General features: G+C 44.6%; 15 protein-coding genes. 3 read left to right on the top strand and 12 right to left on the bottom strand.

Going from position 1 to position 19,042, the window contains the following annotated elements:
• The first annotated feature begins 83 nt into the window (after window positions 1-83).
• Window positions 84-2,027, top strand: a complete 1,944-nt coding sequence (locus OKC24_RS15475) for a sensor histidine kinase (RefSeq protein WP_131275930.1) — start codon at window positions 84-86, stop codon at window positions 2,025-2,027.
• A 149-nt stretch (window positions 2,028-2,176) separates the two neighbouring features.
• Window positions 2,177-2,893 (top strand): tRNA (guanosine(46)-N7)-methyltransferase TrmB, encoded by a 717-nt coding sequence (trmB, locus tag OKC24_RS15470; protein ID WP_130147432.1) that lies wholly within the window; start codon window positions 2,177-2,179, stop codon window positions 2,891-2,893.
• Between the two features lie 62 nt (window positions 2,894-2,955).
• On the opposite strand, the gene OKC24_RS15465 is transcribed toward trmB, so the two are convergent.
• The 10 genes from OKC24_RS15465 to OKC24_RS15420 form a co-directional block, all read right to left on the bottom strand.
• On the bottom strand, window positions 2,956-4,383 hold the full coding sequence (locus OKC24_RS15465; protein ID WP_130147434.1) for a coniferyl aldehyde dehydrogenase: 1,428 nt from the start codon (window positions 4,381-4,383) through the stop codon (window positions 2,956-2,958).
• A 70-nt stretch (window positions 4,384-4,453) separates the two neighbouring features.
• Window positions 4,454-6,067, bottom strand: coding sequence for a GMC family oxidoreductase (locus tag OKC24_RS15460; RefSeq protein WP_130147436.1), 1,614 nt, complete (start codon window positions 6,065-6,067; stop codon window positions 4,454-4,456).
• Window positions 6,068-6,195: 128 nt separating this feature from the next.
• Window positions 6,196-6,867, bottom strand: a complete 672-nt coding sequence (locus OKC24_RS15455) for a class I SAM-dependent methyltransferase (RefSeq protein ID WP_130147438.1) — start codon at window positions 6,865-6,867, stop codon at window positions 6,196-6,198.
• A gap of 45 nt (window positions 6,868-6,912) precedes the next feature.
• Window positions 6,913-7,689, bottom strand: a complete 777-nt coding sequence (locus OKC24_RS15450; protein ID WP_130147440.1) for a Rossmann-like and DUF2520 domain-containing protein — start codon at window positions 7,687-7,689, stop codon at window positions 6,913-6,915.
• 164 nt (window positions 7,690-7,853) lie between these two features.
• Window positions 7,854-8,897 carry a DUF1311 domain-containing protein gene (locus OKC24_RS15445; protein WP_130147442.1) on the bottom strand — a complete coding sequence of 348 codons (1,044 nt, stop codon included), beginning with the start codon at window positions 8,895-8,897 and terminating at the stop codon, window positions 7,854-7,856.
• A gap of 148 nt (window positions 8,898-9,045) precedes the next feature.
• Window positions 9,046-10,512 (bottom strand): OmpA family protein, encoded by a 1,467-nt coding sequence (locus OKC24_RS15440; RefSeq protein WP_130147444.1) that lies wholly within the window; start codon window positions 10,510-10,512, stop codon window positions 9,046-9,048.
• Window positions 10,513-10,686: 174 nt separating this feature from the next.
• Window positions 10,687-11,922, bottom strand: a complete 1,236-nt coding sequence (locus OKC24_RS15435) for a dihydroorotase (protein WP_131275932.1) — start codon at window positions 11,920-11,922, stop codon at window positions 10,687-10,689.
• Window positions 11,923-11,931: 9 nt separating this feature from the next.
• Window positions 11,932-12,948: an aspartate carbamoyltransferase catalytic subunit gene (locus tag OKC24_RS15430; RefSeq protein WP_130147448.1), complete on the bottom strand. Its 1,017-nt coding sequence runs from the start codon at window positions 12,946-12,948 to the stop codon at window positions 11,932-11,934.
• Between the two features lie 442 nt (window positions 12,949-13,390).
• Entirely contained in the window at window positions 13,391-13,774 is a 384-nt protein-coding gene (locus OKC24_RS15425; protein WP_130147450.1) for a hypothetical protein, read from the bottom strand.
• A gap of 118 nt (window positions 13,775-13,892) precedes the next feature.
• Window positions 13,893-14,465 (bottom strand): LysE family translocator, encoded by a 573-nt coding sequence (locus OKC24_RS15420; protein WP_265465991.1) that lies wholly within the window; start codon window positions 14,463-14,465, stop codon window positions 13,893-13,895.
• A gap of 233 nt (window positions 14,466-14,698) precedes the next feature.
• Here OKC24_RS15420 and rlmKL point away from each other — a divergent pair, with 233 nt between their 5' ends.
• Window positions 14,699-16,903 carry a bifunctional 23S rRNA (guanine(2069)-N(7))-methyltransferase RlmK/23S rRNA (guanine(2445)-N(2))-methyltransferase RlmL gene (rlmKL, locus tag OKC24_RS15415; protein WP_130147454.1) on the top strand — a complete coding sequence of 735 codons (2,205 nt, stop codon included), beginning with the start codon at window positions 14,699-14,701 and terminating at the stop codon, window positions 16,901-16,903.
• A gap of 57 nt (window positions 16,904-16,960) precedes the next feature.
• Here the strand turns inward: rlmKL and OKC24_RS15410 are convergent, their stop codons facing one another.
• Window positions 16,961-17,266, bottom strand: coding sequence for a hypothetical protein (locus OKC24_RS15410; RefSeq protein WP_228257628.1), 306 nt, complete (start codon window positions 17,264-17,266; stop codon window positions 16,961-16,963).
• 346 nt (window positions 17,267-17,612) lie between these two features.
• On the bottom strand, window positions 17,613-18,905 hold the full coding sequence (locus tag OKC24_RS15405) for a DUF945 family protein (protein ID WP_131275933.1): 1,293 nt from the start codon (window positions 18,903-18,905) through the stop codon (window positions 17,613-17,615).
• Window positions 18,906-19,042: the final 137 nt, after the last annotated feature.

The raw sequence follows: 19,042 nt of genomic DNA, 5'->3' as shown, positions 1-19,042 counted from the left end.
ACAGTATTTCATTTGCCGGCTTTCTGATTTCAGCTAAGTGTCATATTTTGTCTAGTTTTAACATAAGGTTTGGGGAAACACCTGTGATTGAGCTGAAAGACTCTGAATATCGTTCCAATCTGATTAAGCACGCCATCATTGCGTGCTTCATTTGGTTTGCGAGTTTCATTGGGGTATCCAGCAGCGTTTTTGCATCCGCGCCGCAGCACAGCGGCGCTGCTGAATGTCAGGCAAAAATACAGCGCATAGAAACCGCGCAAAGCAATCCAAATCAAGAAATGCAGGGCCCAGCTCAAGGCTGGGTAACGCTGGAAAAACTGCCTGATCAGTGGGAAAAGCGCTGGCCTGACTATCACAGCAAGGCATGGTACAAAATTATTTTCAGCTATAGCTGTCAAAATCCTGCGCAAAACTCGCCTTTGGCACTGGCCATTGAAAGCATTACACAGACGGGGCAAGTATTTATTAATAATGACTTGCTTTGGCAAGATATTTCAACTGAAGAACCTATTGCACGCAATGCCGTTACACCGCATTTATGGAATATTCCAGCCTCAAGCCTGCATCAAGGTGAAAATGTTCTGTGGGTACAAGTACAAGGCAGCTTGACCCAAAAGTCGGGCCTAGGCCAGGTGCTGATTGGCGATTATGCAAGTATTTATCAAGCCTATAGTAAATGGATATTTGAAAAGAAAACCTTGCCTTATTTAAACGCGATGCTGAATTTAGTGATCGCCATTATTTGTTTTTTAGTTTGGGGCATAGCGCGTAGTGATTCCGCATTTTTATGGTTTGCACTGGTATCGATTGCCTGGGTGCTGTACAGCACACTGGTTGTGTATTCAGACCCTCTGCCCTATTTGAACAGCACTGATGTAGACCGCCTGCAGAATATTATTTTTTGCTTTTATGTGGTTGCTGGCTGTTTGGGCGCATGGCGCTTTGCACGCAAGTCATTTCCTAAAATTGAAAAAATACTGTATGCCTTTGCCTTCTGCGGAGCAGCTGCAATTGCCTTGGCGCCTGATGCCTATATCAATCAAACCATGCAGGTTTTTTTCGGCATTGCCGTGCTGATCTTTTTAGCCAAATGCCTGACTTATCCTTATATCGCCTATAAGTCTAAAATCACTGAAACCTATTTTATGTCTGTGACATATCTCGTGTTTATTCCTATTGCGATTAATGACGCAATATTTATGACCACTTTGCAAGGTCAGCCGCTGTCGCCCTATACTGCACCTTTTTCATCGATGTCCATCGGCATAATTTTGGCTTTCCGTTTAGCCCGTGACTCACGTGAAATTGCGGCTTTTAATAAAACCCTTAATGAAAATATCATTCGCGCCAAAAGTGAACTCACTGAGTCTTTAGGCGTACAGCATAAACTGGCGTTGGAAAATGCCCTCCTGCAGGAACGCATACACCTTTCGCATGACCTGCATGATGGTTTAGGCGGTTCTATCGTGCGTTCCATTATCACACTGGAACGCAATGAACAAATCAATAAGCCTCAAGTGCTGTCTATTCTAAAAATGCTGCGCAGTGATCTGCGCCAAGTGATTGATACAGGATCCAGCCTTTCCGCTAAAGTTCCTGATACGCCTATTGAATGGGCTGCGCCGATTCGCCACAGATTTGTCCAGCTGTTTGAGGAAATAGAGATCCTTTCACAATGGTCTTTTGAGCCAAGCTGGGAAAAACTGCCTACAGCGCTGCAGTGCCTAACCTTAACCCGCGTTGCAGAAGAGGCGCTGACTAACATTCTCAAACACAGCCAAGCTTCAAAAGTGTCGGTTTCTTTAACCCAAACAGGCAATCATGAACTGCTCATGCGCATTCACGACAATGGCGCTGGCTTTGACCCGCAAACTGTAGATGCAGGATTGCATGTCGGACTGCAAAGCATGCGCGCCCGCATTAGCCGTTTAGGCGGTACATTCGATATAGCTTCGCAATTCGGCAGCACCAGTATTCAGGTCAGCTTGCCTTTAGCCCCGAAACATAAAGCTTCTGCTGAAGCATGATGAAATAGGTACGCCTGATATTTTGCCAATCCTATCCATCTGCCGCTCAGACAAGACGGTTTTAAAGATAAAATCAAGGCAAAAAGTTTGACTTGTTCAGCTCAGGACTTAAAATACCGCATTCTGAATTTTTTAGATTTGCCAAAGTTATGTCGAACGATCAATTAGACCAGCAAGTCGTAGAGCTGGACAATTTAAGCGAACAGCGTGAAATCGTGACGTTTATGCGCCGCTCAACTCCGCTGAACACCTCTCAACGTACTGCGCTTGAACAATATGGTCACTTAATTTTGGAATATCCTGTCGGCGATTTACGTCAGCATTTCGAACACCCTGAGCGCCCGCTGACAGTTGAAATTGGTTTCGGCATGGGCCGTTCATTAGTCCTGATGGCTAAAGCGAACCCAGAACGCAACTTTGTCGGCATTGAAGTGCATGTGCCGGGTATTGCGCAATGTATTTTTGAAGCTGGGATGTCTGAGCTGAAAAACTTGCGCGTCTTAGATGCCGATGCCATTCAAGTGCTGCGCGAAATGCCTGACAACAGCATCAATACCGTACAGCTGTATTTCCCTGATCCATGGCAGAAGAAACGCCACTTCAAACGCCGCTTTGTATCGCATGACCGGATGCCGCTGGTAGAGCAAAAATTGGAAATGGGCGGTACATTCCACGCCGCAACTGACTGGGAACCCTATGCTGAATGGATGCTGGATGTGCTGGACAACCGTCCAAATTTAGAAAATGCGGCAGGCAAAGGCAACAGCTACCCGCGTCCAGACTGGCGTCCGCAAACTAAATTTGAACGCCGCGGCTTAGAAGCCGGACATAAAATTAACGACTTCCTATTTAAGAAAATCGGTTAATTGCCAAAGCATAAAAAAGCGCTCAATGGAGCGCTTTTTTATGCTTTAAATGGGAAGTACATTTAACGGATAAACAAACGGTAAATCAGCTTCTGAATGAATGTTCCATAAGGCGGATAAATCAGCTTCATCAAACTGAATTTGGGCCGTACAAATACCGACTTGGCATGGCTGAAAGTTTTAAAGCCCTCATGTCCGTGATAATGCCCCATGCCTGAAGCGCCAATACCGCCAAACGGCATATCTTCCATCCCTGCAGTCATCAGCGTTTCATTCAGGCAAACGCCGCCGCTGTGCGTTTCATGCAACACCTTCTGCTGTTCTGCTTTGTCATAGCCAAAATAATATAAAGCCAAAGGGCGTTCACGCGCATTGATATATTCAATCGCCTCATCAATATGTTCATAGCAGACAATCGGCAAAATCGGCCCAAAAATTTCATTTTGCATCAACGCCATATCATCATTGACATTCGTCACTACAACATGCGGCATACGGCGCCCATCCGGCTCAGTATGTTCCTGAACAAGCTGTGCGCCTTTGGCATGCGCATCAGTGAGATAATGCTGCAGCCGGTCAAACTGACGCTCATTCACAATAGCTGTATAGTCAGGATTGGTTTCAATGCTGTTTGGGTAAAACTGCTTAACCGCATCCATATAAGCCTGAATAAAGTCATCTTGCTGACTGCTGTGCACCAGCACATAATCTGGCGCCACGCAGGTCTGACCTGCATTCATGGTTTTACCGAAAGCAATGCGGCGGGCGCTCTCTTTTAAATCTGCATTCTGTGCAACAATAGAAGGCGACTTGCCTCCAAGCTCTAAGGTGACTGGCGTTAAATTGTCTGCGGCAGCATGCAAGACATGCGAAGCAATTGAAGTCGCCCCTGTAAACAGCAAATGATCAAAAGGCAAATGGGTAAACTGCTGCGCAATTTGTGCATCGCCTGTAATTACAGTGACATGACTTTCCCTAAAATTGTCCGCAATCAGCCTTTTAAACAGTACAGAAAAGTCTGGGGTAAATTCACTCATTTTCAGCATGACATTATTGCCAGCAGCCAGTGCCTGAGCCAGCGGGCCTACAGCTAAAAATAAAGGATAATTCCAAGGCACAATCACGCCAACCACGCCTAAAGGCTGATACAGCACATAACCTTTAGCAGGCTGGAATAAGATACCGACAGCGCGCTTGCTGGGCTTCATCCATTTTTTTAAGTATTTCAAACTGTGCTTAATGCCGTTTAAGCTGGTCATTACTTCAAATAAGCGGGTTTCATCAGCGCTGCGGTTGGAAAAGTCGCGGCTGATTGCGGCAGCGATCTCGTCTTGATGATCAACCAGCATTTGGTAAAGAGACTGTAAATTCTGTTTGCGCTGTTCATAGTTGGGGTAGCTTTGCGCTTTAAATGCCAGTTTCTGCTGTGTAAAAATCTGCTCTAAAGCAGCGCTATTCCCTGCTTGCGCCTGCTGCTGTTCCATTGCCATGCATTTTCCTTTATTTAATCTTTGCAAAATAAGTGTATTTCAATCTTCGTCAGTGCCGTGCTTTGCCTGATCAAGCCACATCTTGATAAATTTGGCTCTGACGAATCAAATCCACTGCTTTTTCAGCAATCATCACCACAGGCGCATTCGTGTTGCCATTCACGACTGTTGGCATAATAGAGGCATCAATGACCCTTAACTGGCTAATGCCGTACACGCGCAGCTCCGGATCAACGACCGCCATTTCATCAATGCCCATTTTACAGCTGCCTACAGGATGGTACACGGTATCTACCCGCGCCCTTAAAATATTGCGGATATCATCATCTGTATGCACATCCGCAGTAAATAAATCCTGCTTATACAGCTCAGATAAAAACGGAGACTGCATCAGCTGCTGCGTCAGCTTATAGCCTTGAACCAAGTCCTCTACATCACCGGCATCGCCTAAAAAGTTCGGATCAATTTTTAGCGGATCGGTAATTTTATTGCCGCTCAGCTGTATACTGCCTCGGCTCCGCGGATTCAATAAGCACACATGGCAGGATAAGCCATGGCTGGCATGGAATTTACGCGCATGATCATCAACAAGCGCCATCACAAAATGCAGCTGCAAATTTGGAATGTCCAATGCAGGATCGCTTTTTAAGAAGCCGCCGCACTCCGCAAAATTGGATGCAATCATGCCGCGGCGTTCACTGCGGTAACGCTTAATCTGTTTGATCATCCCCAATGAGCCAGACATAGACACACCAAATGTATTGACGGTGTCTTTCACGGTATAGCCGAAAATAAAATCGGGGTGATCATGAAAATTTTTACCGACGCCTGGCAAATGGTGCTTCACTTCAATTTGATGCTCATTCAATTCCGCCTGATCGCCAATGCCTGACAGCATCAGAATTTGCGGAGACTGAATTGCTCCTGCGCACAGCAGCACTTCTTTACGCGCATGCAGCTGTTTGATTTGCCCTGCATGCTGCACTTCTACACCCGACGCTATTTTGTTCTCGATCAGAATTTTATGCGTTATAGCCTGTGTCAGCACGGTTAAATTCGGGCGGCTTAAGTGCGGAAAAAGATAGCCCCGGGCCACACTGCAGCGCTCACCATTCACATGGGTCACCTGATATACGCCCAAACCCTCCTGCTCTGCGCCATTAAAATCATCCAGAACTTTATAGCCTTGCGCTTCTGCTGCAGCCATATAGCGCTGATGGATCGGATTGTCGGTACGCACATCACTGACTGAAAGCGGCCCTGCATTGCCATGGAATTCATTTTCAATGCGTTCATTATTTTCAGATTTGATAAAGTACGGCAGCACCTCGTCATACGACCAGCCTGCATTTCCCAATGCTGCCCAATGATCATAATCGGCGCGGTTGCCGCGGATGTAAATCATGGCATTAATGCCTGAAGATCCGCCGAGGCATTTGCCGCGCGGCTGATAGCTTTTTCGGCCATTCAGGCCTGTTTGAGGCACCGTTTCAAAGGCCCAGTTATTGATTTTTGTTGGCAGGCTTACGACACAGGCCGCGGGAATATTCACCGTCCAGCTGTCACCTTGCCCCCCGGCTTCCAGCAGGCAAACAGAAATATTCGGGTCTTCCGTTAAACGGCTGGCCAATACACTGCCCGCACTGCCTCCGCCGATAATAATGTAGTCAAATTCCTTTTGCATTTTGTTTTCCTTTGATTTTTATTTTTCATGCCTGTCTTTTAATAGCATATATCTGTAAAAAACGTCATCACGTATTTTACTTAAAGGTCATTTTTTTATATAAACAGCTGCTGAACCTAAATATGATTTTACTTTCCAGCGATAAAACCCTGATAGCATAAAATTTGCGTAAATGAAGACATCTGCTTAAAGCCGGCTTTTTGCAACAGCGCCAAAGTATCCAATTCATTTAAAGCATAAAAATCGTCATTCATCCGATTCAGCATGGCTTGTGTTTGCTTTTCAGCCAAACCGTTCATTTCGCACAGCCGCTTTAAGGCTATCGCTTCCTGCTGATCATGAAACTGCATTAAATCAAATGTCAAAAAAATCCCGCTGGATTTTAAACATTGCTGTGCGCCCTGCAAGAAACCCAGTTTTTCAGAAAAAGGGACGAAGTGCGTTACCAGTACCGAAAGCACGGCATCAAAATCCCCCGGCTCAGTTAATGCCGTATGCGGGCCAAAAACAAAATTTACCCGCTGATCCGCATTCCACGGCGCCGCATAGTGCCGCGCTTTTTCCAGCATCGGCTGGGACAATTCTGTCACGGTAAATTTGCACTTTGGAAAAGCCTGCAGCAGATAGCCCAATTCATAGCCTGTCCCTGCACCAATAATCAGCACATTGGCTTTCTCTGGCAGATATCCCTGTAAAATTGCCAAGATCTGCTGATGCGCCAGATCATAGCCCGGAATCAATTTTCTAATGTGCTGGTCATAACCATCAACAACCTGCTGACTGCTAAAATCCTTTGCCAAAATCCGCTCCTTCTCAAGCATCCAGCATCAATTGCTTTAATAAAATCATGACTGATGCCGTTGTAAAATTTGTTCGCTCAGCAGTGCATAAACAGCTTTCAAATCTTGACGCTGTGACTGTTCCAGCATTTCTGCATGCATGGCGATAATATTTTTGTCTCCCCGCATGGCTGGGCCTGTCTGCATTGCCTTAGGATCAGCTGCTGTGGCTTTTTGCGCGGTTTCCAATATCAGCGGATACAGCAGGCTGAAATCGACCTGCTGTGCATCGACAACCTGTTTCGCCATGTCGTAGCAGTAATTGGCGAAATTGCAGGCATAAACCGCTGCCAAGTGCAGGCTCAGGCGCTGCGCTGAAGTGTATTGATATACCCGCTGGCTGAGCTCATTTGCCAATGCATTCAATATGGCTGAATCCTGCAGCTCTGCAGCTTCTATAAATACCGGGGTCTGCGCCCAATCAATTTCACGTTCAAAACTGAAAGTCTGCAAAGGATACAGCACGCCAGCTCTAGGATGAACTTCGGTTAATTTCGCAATGTCTGTGCTGCCGGATGTATGCGCAATCAAGACTTCCGGCGCATAGCGGTGAACAGATTGAATCACATCGGCAATTGCGCTGTCACTCACAGCAATAATCAATAAATCAATCTCGGCCTTCAAAGCACTGAATGACGTTGCCGCTTCAGCGCCCACAGCCTGTGCCAGCGCGTCTGCATGTTCATATTTCCGGCTGCAGATTTGAACAATTTGGTGCCGCCCCTTTAAAGCCCGCGCCAAATGATGCGCCACCCGCCCTGCGCCAATAAAACTGATCCGCATAATTCTGCTACATTATTAAAATGATGCATAAGCATGCCTATAAAAAAAGGACGAATCAATTCGTCCTTCAGATTAATTTACCGCAGCCGCATTCATTCCCGCACTTTTCAATTCAATAATGCGCTATTGCGCGCCGCGGCAAACAATGCTGCAGCGGCTATAAATTAATTAAACAGATTATTCAAATAGACAGTGCGTTCTTTGGTTTTTTGGATAAAGCATTTGCTGTATTGAATCGCCTGATTCTGTGCAGACATCGCATCGTTCCAATAGTCAAATTTCTTTTGGTAAGTCTCTAACTCTTTTTCATCCATCTGATGTACGCTTTTTTGCGACAGCACTTTACAGTCCACATCACGCTTTTCGAACCAATCTGACTGATCCTGCTGCTGGGAAGTCTTCTGCTCTGCCGTCAAACGGTCCCAAGCAGCGTTCAGCTTCTCTACCGAAGCATTTTGTTCACCATCAATTTCTTTTTGACGCACATCTAAGGCCTTTTGCGCCAGTTCACGCTGCGCAGTATCCTCTTCCACATATTTTTTGGACTCTTCTTTGTTTTGTTCATTGGCCTTCATATATGATGCATACTGCACCGCCAATTCAGTCAAATATGCAGACTGGCTGATGACTGAGTGATTTTCCATGGTCATGCTGATTTCATCTTTATCAGATTTATCAATATGATAAATAAAATCGATGCCATTCAGACGGTCATTTTTCAAAGTCAGGCTGGCAAACGAACTGCCCAGATAATCTTGCAGCGTCGTTGTGCTATCTGTTACTTCTCCTTCACACTCCTCACACGGCGCATCCATAAACGCATTTTCAGCACGCTTTTGCAGGCCATTTGGCAAGATTGCTGTCACTAAACTGCTGCAGTCCAAGGTTTTAGCCTGCTCAGGATTTTCCGTTTTCGTGCTGATATGCGTAATTTCAAACTTTATGTTTTTGCGGATTTTATCCAATAAGGCCTGATCTGCTTCAAAAGATGACTGGCGCAGGCGCTGATCTAAATCCTTAAGATATTCTTCCTTTAAATAATCCTGCAGCTGCTCTACATTTGCAGGCGCTGTACAGCTGAAATCTGTCACTTGCTGTACTTTCGGCTCTTCTGAAGCGGCTTTATCTTTTTTATTTTTAAAATAATCACAGCCTGAAAGCATTGCAGTACCGCACATGAGGCCAATCATTATTTTTTTATTTATCATCTTTTAACCATACTGTTTTATAATTTTCGCGTATTAAATCAAAAACTCAGCATCTTGACCATAGCTTCTTGAAAAAACCTGCAGCCAGTGCAAGTATTTTTCAGGATTAAAAAACTGCTTGAAACATTGCTGCACGGCATGCATGGCGTTAATAAGAGTATTCTTTCCCACCCTCTTCATCTACTGTACGCATCACGCCTGTATCTTTATTCAACACTTCAAATTCAATGCGGCGGTTTTTAAACCGGCCTTCCTCTGTGGCATTTTCTGCTGCCGGTTTTTCCTGCCCCATGCCGACAGCCCTCAATTGCGCCGGATCTACGCCCTTGCCAATAAGGTAATCCACAACAGCCTGGGCCCGGGCCTGAGACAATTTTTTATTGGCCGCCGCACTGCCTGTCGCATCAGTATGCCCTGTTACGGTGAGTTCGACCTGCTTCGCGCACTGCATTAAAGCGGTAGCCTGATCCAAGATTGATTTGTTGACTTCAGGAATCTCTGCAGAGCCCGCAGCAAAATTAATAATTTGCATATTCAATGCAGTCGCAACATCCAGTGCGCGAATATGCTCAGGATTAATTGCAGCTAGCGCCTTTTGCGCCTCGGAAATACTATTATTCACGGCTGTATTGACATCAACAGGTTTCTGAACCGAAATATTCATGTTTTTTGCAATTTTCTTAATGTCACCGGCTAACCGTTCAGCATCTTGCGGGTCGGCCGCTTGAATCGACAATTGTTCACCGACCCAATTCAAAGAAACATTGGGTGTGCCCTCAATAAGTTTCAATACCGATGGAATGGTATCCTGATCTGTATATACGGTATGGTAGCTAGCATCCGCCGAAGCGCCACAGCCTGCAGGACTGCTAAAAATCTGTTTCACTTGCTGCTGTAAAATATCGATATAACTGCTGTTATTGACATATATTTGGCAGCTGGCCAGCGCACCCTGTTCATTCGTGCTGAGATGTAAAGACGCCGGCTGGGCCGCTGCGCTTTGCACAGGAGGCCCTGCATCGTCCACGCTGCTTTTGCTCGAACAGGATTTATACCAAAACGCGGCCAGCAGCCCTAAAATGATAAGGGCTAAAACAGGCAGCCATGCGCCGGATCTTTTCTCCTTAACCGCCACTGGTGCTGCAATTTCAGGCGCTTGGTGGGCTATTTTCCCGATTGCTGTATTGATGCCTAATGCTTCCAGTATTCCAGCAGCCCACACGGGCAAAGCGCGATGCACTGAATCTTGCTGGATATTAATTAAATGCACTATTGCATCCGGCTCGGCAGAGCCTGCCTGATTCTCCAGTACGCCCAAGACTGGCAGAATCGATTTAGATAATATGTTTTCAATTTCGGACGCAGGCGCTGCGCCGCGCAGAGAATCTAAAAACTGGGGCTTTAAGGCAGGATGGCTTTCAAATAAATCATTCAGCCGCGGATTCAGCTGATCCCTCAAACGCTCAATTAAACGGGGCCTTCCTCTTAAAATGCTCAGCAGTATGGGATAGAAAAGACTTAATGCAGTATTTTTTTCTGTAAGAAATGTGGTTTCTCCTTCCAGCACCATTGCAGAGACTTGCTGTTTCAATACATCAATTAAATTATTGCTCATCGGCCTGATCCTTTGCTGCTTATCATCTTCATCATTCTTGTTTTGCTTATTAATTAAACAGTTTATGCCCAACGAATTCTGCTTCTGTAATTAATTGTATTGCTTCAATAATCGAACTTCACATACAAAAAAGCCAGCTGACGCTGGCTTTTAATTCAATGACTTACTGAAGATTTATGCAGTAAATGTCCGTATGGCTTTTCCTGTCGCAGCTTGATTGATCAGCGGTGTATTTTTACCATTAGAAACAATGCTGTCTTTGGTAATAATCCACTCCAAAGCAGGATTGACAAGAACCCAGCCCGCTTCCGCCCGCCAGCGCTCATACATATTGGCAACTTTTGCAGGGGCAACAGTGACCTTTTCAACCCATTGCAGCGGCTCAAATAAGCCCTCATGAATCAACTGCAGGCCAAAAGGCACAAAGGTATCAAAAGCGGTAAAGCCTGGCAGCGTTTCAGCAAATGGCGCCATTTTTGCAGAACTGCTTAACGGTTCATGATGCGTGGTAATGGCATCAATCACGCCATCCTTCAAACCCTGACGCAGCAATTCTTTGTCCTGCTCTGAACGCAGCGGCGGGCGCACATGTGCAAGTGAGTTAAAGCCATCAATCAGCTGATCTGTCAAATGCAATTGATGCATGGCAACATCACATGTCACGGGCAAGCCTTTGGCTTTCGCTTGTTTAATCAGTTCCACTGAAGCGCCGCATGATAGCAAACCAAAGTGCGCGCGTACTTTTGTTGCTTCGATCATCAACAGATACTTGGCGATAGCCACTGTTTCTGCCAAAGCCGGAATCATCGGCAGGCCCTGACGCGAAGCGACAAAACCTTCGTGCACACAGCCATCTTTAGCAATCTGAGGCTCTTCTGCATAGAACACGACTGTCATCTCCAAACCAGCAGCGTATTCCAGTGTGCGGATGACCACATCATCATCGGCAAACGGCGCATTGGCATTCGATACTGCCGTACAGCCGCCTTTTTTCAGACCCGCCATATTGGCCGGCTGATTGCCTTTTAAACCTTGCGTCTGCGCGCCAATCACCTGCAAATAAATGCCGCCATCCAGCATGGCTTTTTCAACCAAGCCATGAATCAGCGCGCCATTGTCTTGAACAATTGGCTTAGAATCCGGCGGCGTAAAGACATGCAGAATCCCATTTTCACGGGCTGCTTTACCTTCCGACTTTAATGTGCCGTGCTGCTGCTGGCCAGGTTCACGCATACGCGCGCACAGGTCAACCATCGTTGGCATCAGCCAAAGGCCTTGGCCATCAATTGTTTCACTGATTTGAGCTGATTCCGCCACCAGTTTGCCATTTTCGATATAAACCGTTTGCACGCCATCTGTTTGACAGATTGGGTCTAAGACACGTACATTTTCAATTTTTACAATAGTCATGGCTTTCCCTTAACCCGCAATCGCTTCTAACAAACCTTTTTCCTGCAGCTGGCCTTGCATCGCCAATGCCAGCACCGCCATGCGCACCGCAATGCCATTAGTCACCTGATGCAAAATCACCGATTGCGGGCCATCTGCAATGCTGGAATCAATTTCAACACCGCGGTTCATAGGCCCAGGGTGCATCACGATGCAGTCCGGTTTTGCCAAAGCCAAACGCTCTTTATTCAAGCCGTACATTTTATAAAATTCAGCTTGCGACGACAGCGCTGGTGAATCAATGCGTTCATTTTGAATACGCAAAGTAATGATCACATCGCAATCTTTAATGCCGTCTTCCATTTTATTAAATAAACGGACATCGCTGCCATATTCTTCAAAACCGAAAGGCAGCAATGTATTCGGCGCAATCACACGAATGTCTTTACAGCCCAAAGTTTGCAGCGCAGCCACATCGGAACGTGCCACACGTGAATGCTTAATGTCGCCAATGATGGCGATGCTGATGTCTTCAAATTTCTTTTTGGTTTCACGGCGGATGGTCAGCATATCCAGCATCGCCTGCGTTGGATGCGCATGGCGGCCATCACCTGCATTAATAATCGCGACATGCGGACATACGTCTTTGGCAATAAAATGCGGTGCGCCTGAAGATGAATGGCGTACCACAAAAATATCAGTGGCCATCGCTTCAAGGTTCCACAGCGTATCTCGCAGTGTTTCACCTTTAGAAGTGCTTGAACGGGCAATATCAATATTCAGCACATTCGCAGAAAGGCGTTTTGCCGCCGCTTCAAAGGTGGTGCGGGTGCGGGTAGAATTCTCAAAAAAAAGATTCATCACCGTCCGGCCTTCTAGCAGATTATTGGTAATGAGCTGATTTTGGTCATTAAAAAAGGACTGCGCTGTGTCCAATATTTTTGTAAGGGTTTCTTTAGATAAACCATCGATGGTGAGGAAATGCTTTAAGTGGCCATTTTGGTTGAGTTGAATCTGGCTCGGTGTATGCAATGCCGCCAAGTGCATGAGAGATTCCTTATCGTTAAGTTAACGTATTATACAGAGAATCCTTCGGTTTGGCAGTTGAAGTTTTCAGCGTTTACACAAAACTTATTCAGAAATAAAAAATAGATTTCCAAATTCCTATGCATAAATTCAATTAGATAATTTAAACAGAATCTATATGCTCGATCCTTTATTCCTATAATTTCATTGCTTTAATTGTCATTACGTTCCTGCTAGGCATCAACAATGCATTAAAATGAAAACCCGCAGCCAATTCAGTAATCGCTTCAAAATCATTAATTATTTTCAACTCCCCCATTTGTCTACTTCTAAACTGAAAGCTGAACGTCGATTGAAATTCAAATTTGACCTTTAGTGCTTCAAGCAAGTAGCCAATACAGGCTTTAAAAAGTGACAGATTTTAAAGCCTGCCCAAAATCGAAAATATGATTTTGGTTAAAACTTAACGCAGCGCACCAATATAATGATGTGAAACCTGCGCCTTATAAATTTCCTCGTCAGTCGCCTCACGCGGCTGGCTCAAATCTTCAGGAGCTTTTGCTTGTTGAACTGCGGCATAGTTAGGTTGATCGATATTTTCCAGCAATGGATTCATACTGTTTTCACGCTCAATTAGCGCATCTAAACGCATTGCGTGACGCAATAAATCTGCGTCATTGGCAGCTAGGGCCAAATTTACTACACATTGTGCATAAACTCGGCTTTCTACCACATACATAACATCAATCAAACGGCCAGTAATGCGCCGTAAACGTGCATAAATTAACGTGGCGATAGAAAATGCTTCACCATGCTCTGAAAAACCGCTATTCATTAAATTATTCATATAAATATTCACCCCTTTAAAACAGTGTCAGCACAAGCTGTGCCCACAATTGCGCAATATGCTGCGTACCCAAGGCACGAACAGATATAGCAAAACATGTGCCAAAGGCTTATTTAGCTTAAAAGATACCAAAGTGGCGAAGGCACATTTCTACAGAAATGATCATTAATGCCAGACCCATCATCATATTAAAAACTCGCGCTCGATTTCCAATATTGAGAAAAACAGCCAGTTTTTCACCAGCAATGCTCCAAATCAAAAGCGATAAATAACACACTGAAAAATAGATAAAAATAAATACAACTAATGCAAAAGAATAAGCTGAAGCTGAAAACAAAGCTGTTCCTGCCACTGCTGCGATCCACGCTTTAGGATTCAGCCACTGCATCAAAGCGCCTTGCATAAACGTTGGAATTTTAGATTCCTCATTGAAATCAGTTTGGATTGTTTTACCTTTTGCCCTCAGGATATTAACGCCAATCCAAACCAGTAATGCTGTGCCTAAAATGCTAATGATGTCTAATAGTGCAGGATAAAGCTCAATCACCTGATACAAGCCAAAACAGACTGCAGCCAAAAGCGCCGTGAATCCTAACGTAGCGCCAGAAATAAACGCAAAAGTGGGCTTGGCTCCAAAATTCATGCTGCTGCTGAGAATCGTTAAATTTACAGGCCCAGGTGAAATGGACATAGACAATGAAAAAGTGAACATGGAAACAATCAAACTAAGCATAGTTAAATATCTTTTTATTCATTCGTGCTTTTAATACGGATATATTGAATATATTTCAAGCAACTTTATACAGCACCACTGCTTTTTTTAGCATTTTTCAGAATTTTCAGCCCATAAAATTTCAATCTGCAAGTTTTCATTAGCAAAATACGCTAAAATACGCGATTGCTTTAATGTCTTTGGAAATATTCATGAATTCGAAACCCCGTCTTTCTTCATATTGGGTCACCTGTGCAGATGGACTTGAAACCTTACTCCGCGAGGAAATTGAGGGTTTAGGAGTTCAAAATATTGAACAACTGCCGGGTCGTTTGATTTTCCAAGGCACACTCGAAGATGCTTACCGCATTTGCATGTGGTCACGCCTAGCATCCCGCGTGTTAATGCCAATACATACCCATGAGCTTGAATTTACGCATGATGCGCGTGATGTTGCTGAAGAACTCTATGAAGGTGCCATCAGTTTTGACTGGTCGTTGATCTTTGCGCCGCAAAGCACTTTTGCAATACGCCTGCATATTGAACGCGACATTAAGGTGAATAGCCAGTTTGCAACGTTGCGTGTTAAAGACGGCGTAGTGGACTCATTCATGGAAGCTGTCGGCAAGCGCCCGAGCATCGATATTAAGCAGCCTGAAATCACCCTGTATGTGCTGGCAGGTAAAACTGAGCATACCTATTGCTTAGATTTATCAGGTGATTCACTGCATAAACGCGGTTACCGCCGCTTTATGACAGATGCGCCAATTAAAGAAAACTTGGCAGCAGCCATTCTGCAAAAAGCAAAACTAAAAGAACACAATCCTGAAATCATTTTGGATCCAATGTGCGGTTCAGGCACATTCATTATTGAATCCTTGATGATTCTGACCGACCGTGCGCCTGGCTTAGTCCGCCGTTTTGGCTTTAATGGCTGGAATGGGCATAATCATGAATTGTGGATGGATATTAAAGCAGACGCTGCCGAGCGTCATGCCAAAGCATTAGAACAAGAATTGCCAAAATTCTATGCATTTGATGCAGACTGGGAAGCGGTTAAAGCGACCAAACAAAATATTATTGCAGCAGGTTTTGAATCCGTACTCGATCAAATCAAAATTGAAGAGCGTACTTTAGCCGACTGGCCAGACTTCCACGCTGAAGGAAAACGCACTTTTGTGGTTACGAACCCGCCATATGGCGAACGGTTGGGCGATAAAGCGTCTAACCGCGCACTTTACTTAGGCTTGTCTGCTTTACTGCAAAAGAATTTTCCAAATCAATACGCAGCGGTGATTGCTGCTGCCGTTGAACAGGCCGATGTGCTTGCCTTTAATGAACCGCAAATTCTGCGCTTAATGAACGGCAAATTACCAATTTATGTGCGTTTTGGCGTGATTAAACCTGTAGCCGCGGCGCAGCCGTTCTTAGCCACTTGGCAGCCGCAGCAGTTTGAGGCCATTGAGGGCGCGGAAGACTTTACCAACCGCCTGCAAAAGAATATGCAGAACTTGAAAAAATGGGCCGTCAAAGAAAATATCTTCTGTTTGCGCCTATACGATGCGGATCTTCCAGACTTCAATGTTGCGGTAGATTTATACGGTGACCGTTTGCATGTGCAAGAATATGCGCCGCCAAAAACAATTGATCCAGAAAAAGCCAAAAAACGCTTTAACTTGGCTTTGGCCTCTATTCGCGCAGTAACAGGCTTGCCGCGTGATGCGATCTTTATTAAAACCCGCGCGCGCCAAGAAGGTAAAACCCAGTATTCAAAACAAAGTACAGCGTCAAAACGCTTTATTGTGCAGGAAGGCAAAGCCAAAATCCTGGTTAACTTGACGGACTACTTAGACACAGGCTTATTCCTTGACCACCGTCAAATGCGTTTGCGCATTGCTGCAGAGGCCAAGGGCAAACACTTCCTGAACTTATACAGCTATACTTCTACGGCCAGCTTACATGCAGCTTTAGGCGGCGCAGCAAGCACTACCAGCGTTGACCTTTCAAATACCTATTTAAACTGGTCTAAAGAAAACTTTGTCTTAAATGGCTTAACGGTCGACCATGCAGATGAACAGCACCAATTCTTTGCCAGCGACTGTTTTGAATGGTTAAAAGAAGGCCATGAACAATATGACCTGATCTTTATTGATCCGCCAACCTTCTCTAACTCTAAAAAATTCTACGGTACCTTTGATGTACAGCGTGACCATATTTCACTGCTGAAACGGGCAATGAACCGCCTGACTACAGATGGCACGCTGTATTTCTCAAACAATTACCGCGGTTTTGAGATGGATGAAGAAATTGAAGCCATGTTTGATGTCAAAGAAATCAGCAATGAAACTATTGGCCTGGATTTCAAACGCAATACCAAAATCCACCGCGCATGGAAAATTCAGCATTTCCCTGTTTAAGCAAATGAATTGGGCACGGTGATATTTTATTGCTCGGCTTAAAAAAGATGAAGCACATTAATTGTGCTTCATCTCTACTACTAAACCGTCAGGATATGAAATTGTGATATTGTCATGCTTCTCTTGATGCACAATTCTTCTCACATCAGGAATATCTGCCGATTTCCCGGCAGGCATATACTCTCCCGCTCTTTTTTTCTGCAACAAATAGTCACTCATTGCTGAGCCATCCAAGCTATTTTCCTGTAATTGCTTATTTATGCTGCTGGCTTTTTCTTTAGAAGCCTCGAGTTGCTTGGTCTGGCTTTGTTCAGCGTCTACAGATGCCTGCTGTAATGCATCTCGATTTAAAGTGCCATTCATCCTCACTGCAGTTTCCAGCTTGTGATCTGACAAATGCGTTTTTGCATCCGCATATGACACTAGCGGCGTCAGCAGAATACTGCCGATTATTCCTGCTTTTAATTGATGCAGTATTTGGCTATAGATCCTCATGATGCTTGTTCCTTTTATTTTTATAGCATTAACACGCTAACTATTTTCCAATCCTAAAACAATATCTGCAGTTTAACTCTCCGATAGATAGCTGACTCTCATCAAACATCAAATCATGAATTAATGATTTAAAAGATATTTACAGATGCAAGAAAGTTCAGCCCAAGAAAAAACCGCTGAATTCAGCGGTTTCTTCCTGCATGCTATTTCAATATTAATTTTTCTTCGGATCTAAAAATTGCTTTTGACCGAATTGGTAATCCATCAGCAATTGAATACTGTCGCCAGATCGCACAGCATGCCCAGACGTTTCCATACTGCTGAACATTGCTTCAATGTCCTCTTCTGACATCATTTTATCTTCAGTCGCTTTCGCATAACTGTTGGTAAGAACCCTGAAAAGATTCTTATCAAATTCCAGCTCAGCTTTGAACGTCAGCAAGCTCGGCAGCATTTTTGCAAAGGCCTGAACAGAACCATGATGCCCCGGCATCATTTTACCTGCAATATTGGCCGTCGCTAAGCCGTCACCCATGCGCATCTGATTCTTTGATTCAAAATCAAGCCCATCATTTACAATATTCAGGAAAGCATTAGATGCTTCCTCTTGCAGAAATTCATTGCTGGCACAGCTGTTTTGAGCCTTTTTCAAAATAGCCGATAATTCCTGCATGCGCTGCAAACTGATATTCTGCACGTCCAAATTCATCACAATATCTTTCGTCAGCGGTGAATTTGGCACATTCAGCTCGCCGATTTTAAAACTCCCATCAAATGAAACTTTGCCTTCTTTGACTTTGGTATCCAGCTGTAAATCTATATTTTTGATGCCGCCTGACAAATTAGAGTCTAAACGCTGAAAAGCACCTATTGTAAATCGGGTATAGCCCGACTCAATTTCTGCCTGATTCAGGCCTTGCGTGGTTTCCAGCTGAATTTTTTGCGCTAGGATTTGGCTTGGCCCTTTAACGACCGTAAAAGCGGGAACATCCATGACCAGTTTGGAAACCTGAGACTCACCGTTGGCAGGTGAAGCCGCATAAATATGAACTTGGCTAGGATCAATACGGATTTTGAGCCCTTCCGCCTGCGTATCAATCCTTGGCAAATGAACTGTTGTTAGGGATTTCCCCAGCCAATTAATATGAGTTTCCGCATGCTGTTCGCCGCGCAGCGCTGCTTTAACTTTTTCATTGCCTGATTTCAGTGTATAGATGGAATCGATAGCATAGCCATTCCATTTCTTTTGTATTTTATCCTGCCCATGCAGCACAATAACGTCATTTGATTTGCATGGATCTGGCGTAATTGTCAGCACCCAGTCTGCGGTACCGCTGAATGGCCCTAATTGAATATTGCTGTATTTTATATTCGCCTCATCAACGGATTTTGCCAGTTGCGCCTGCTCATAATACGATGTTAACTTTTGATCTGCATACCAATTCGCCGCAGTGCCTGAAGCCGCCGCAGCTAAAAGAAAACCTGCACCCCAAATAATTTTAGACATTATTTGACTCTTTTTGATTATTCTATCAGTGCATTATATTTAATTTGTGTTTACAAAAAAATACATTTTAAATAAAAAAGTATAGGTTTTTCCTCTGCACACGACAAAAAAATCATCCCCACCCGATTTTCATAGGT

The organism is Acinetobacter entericus, from assembly GCF_026168575.1.
Lineage (GTDB): Bacteria > Pseudomonadota > Gammaproteobacteria > Pseudomonadales > Moraxellaceae > Acinetobacter > Acinetobacter bouvetii.
This window is presented reverse-complemented; position numbering and strand designations above follow the sequence as displayed.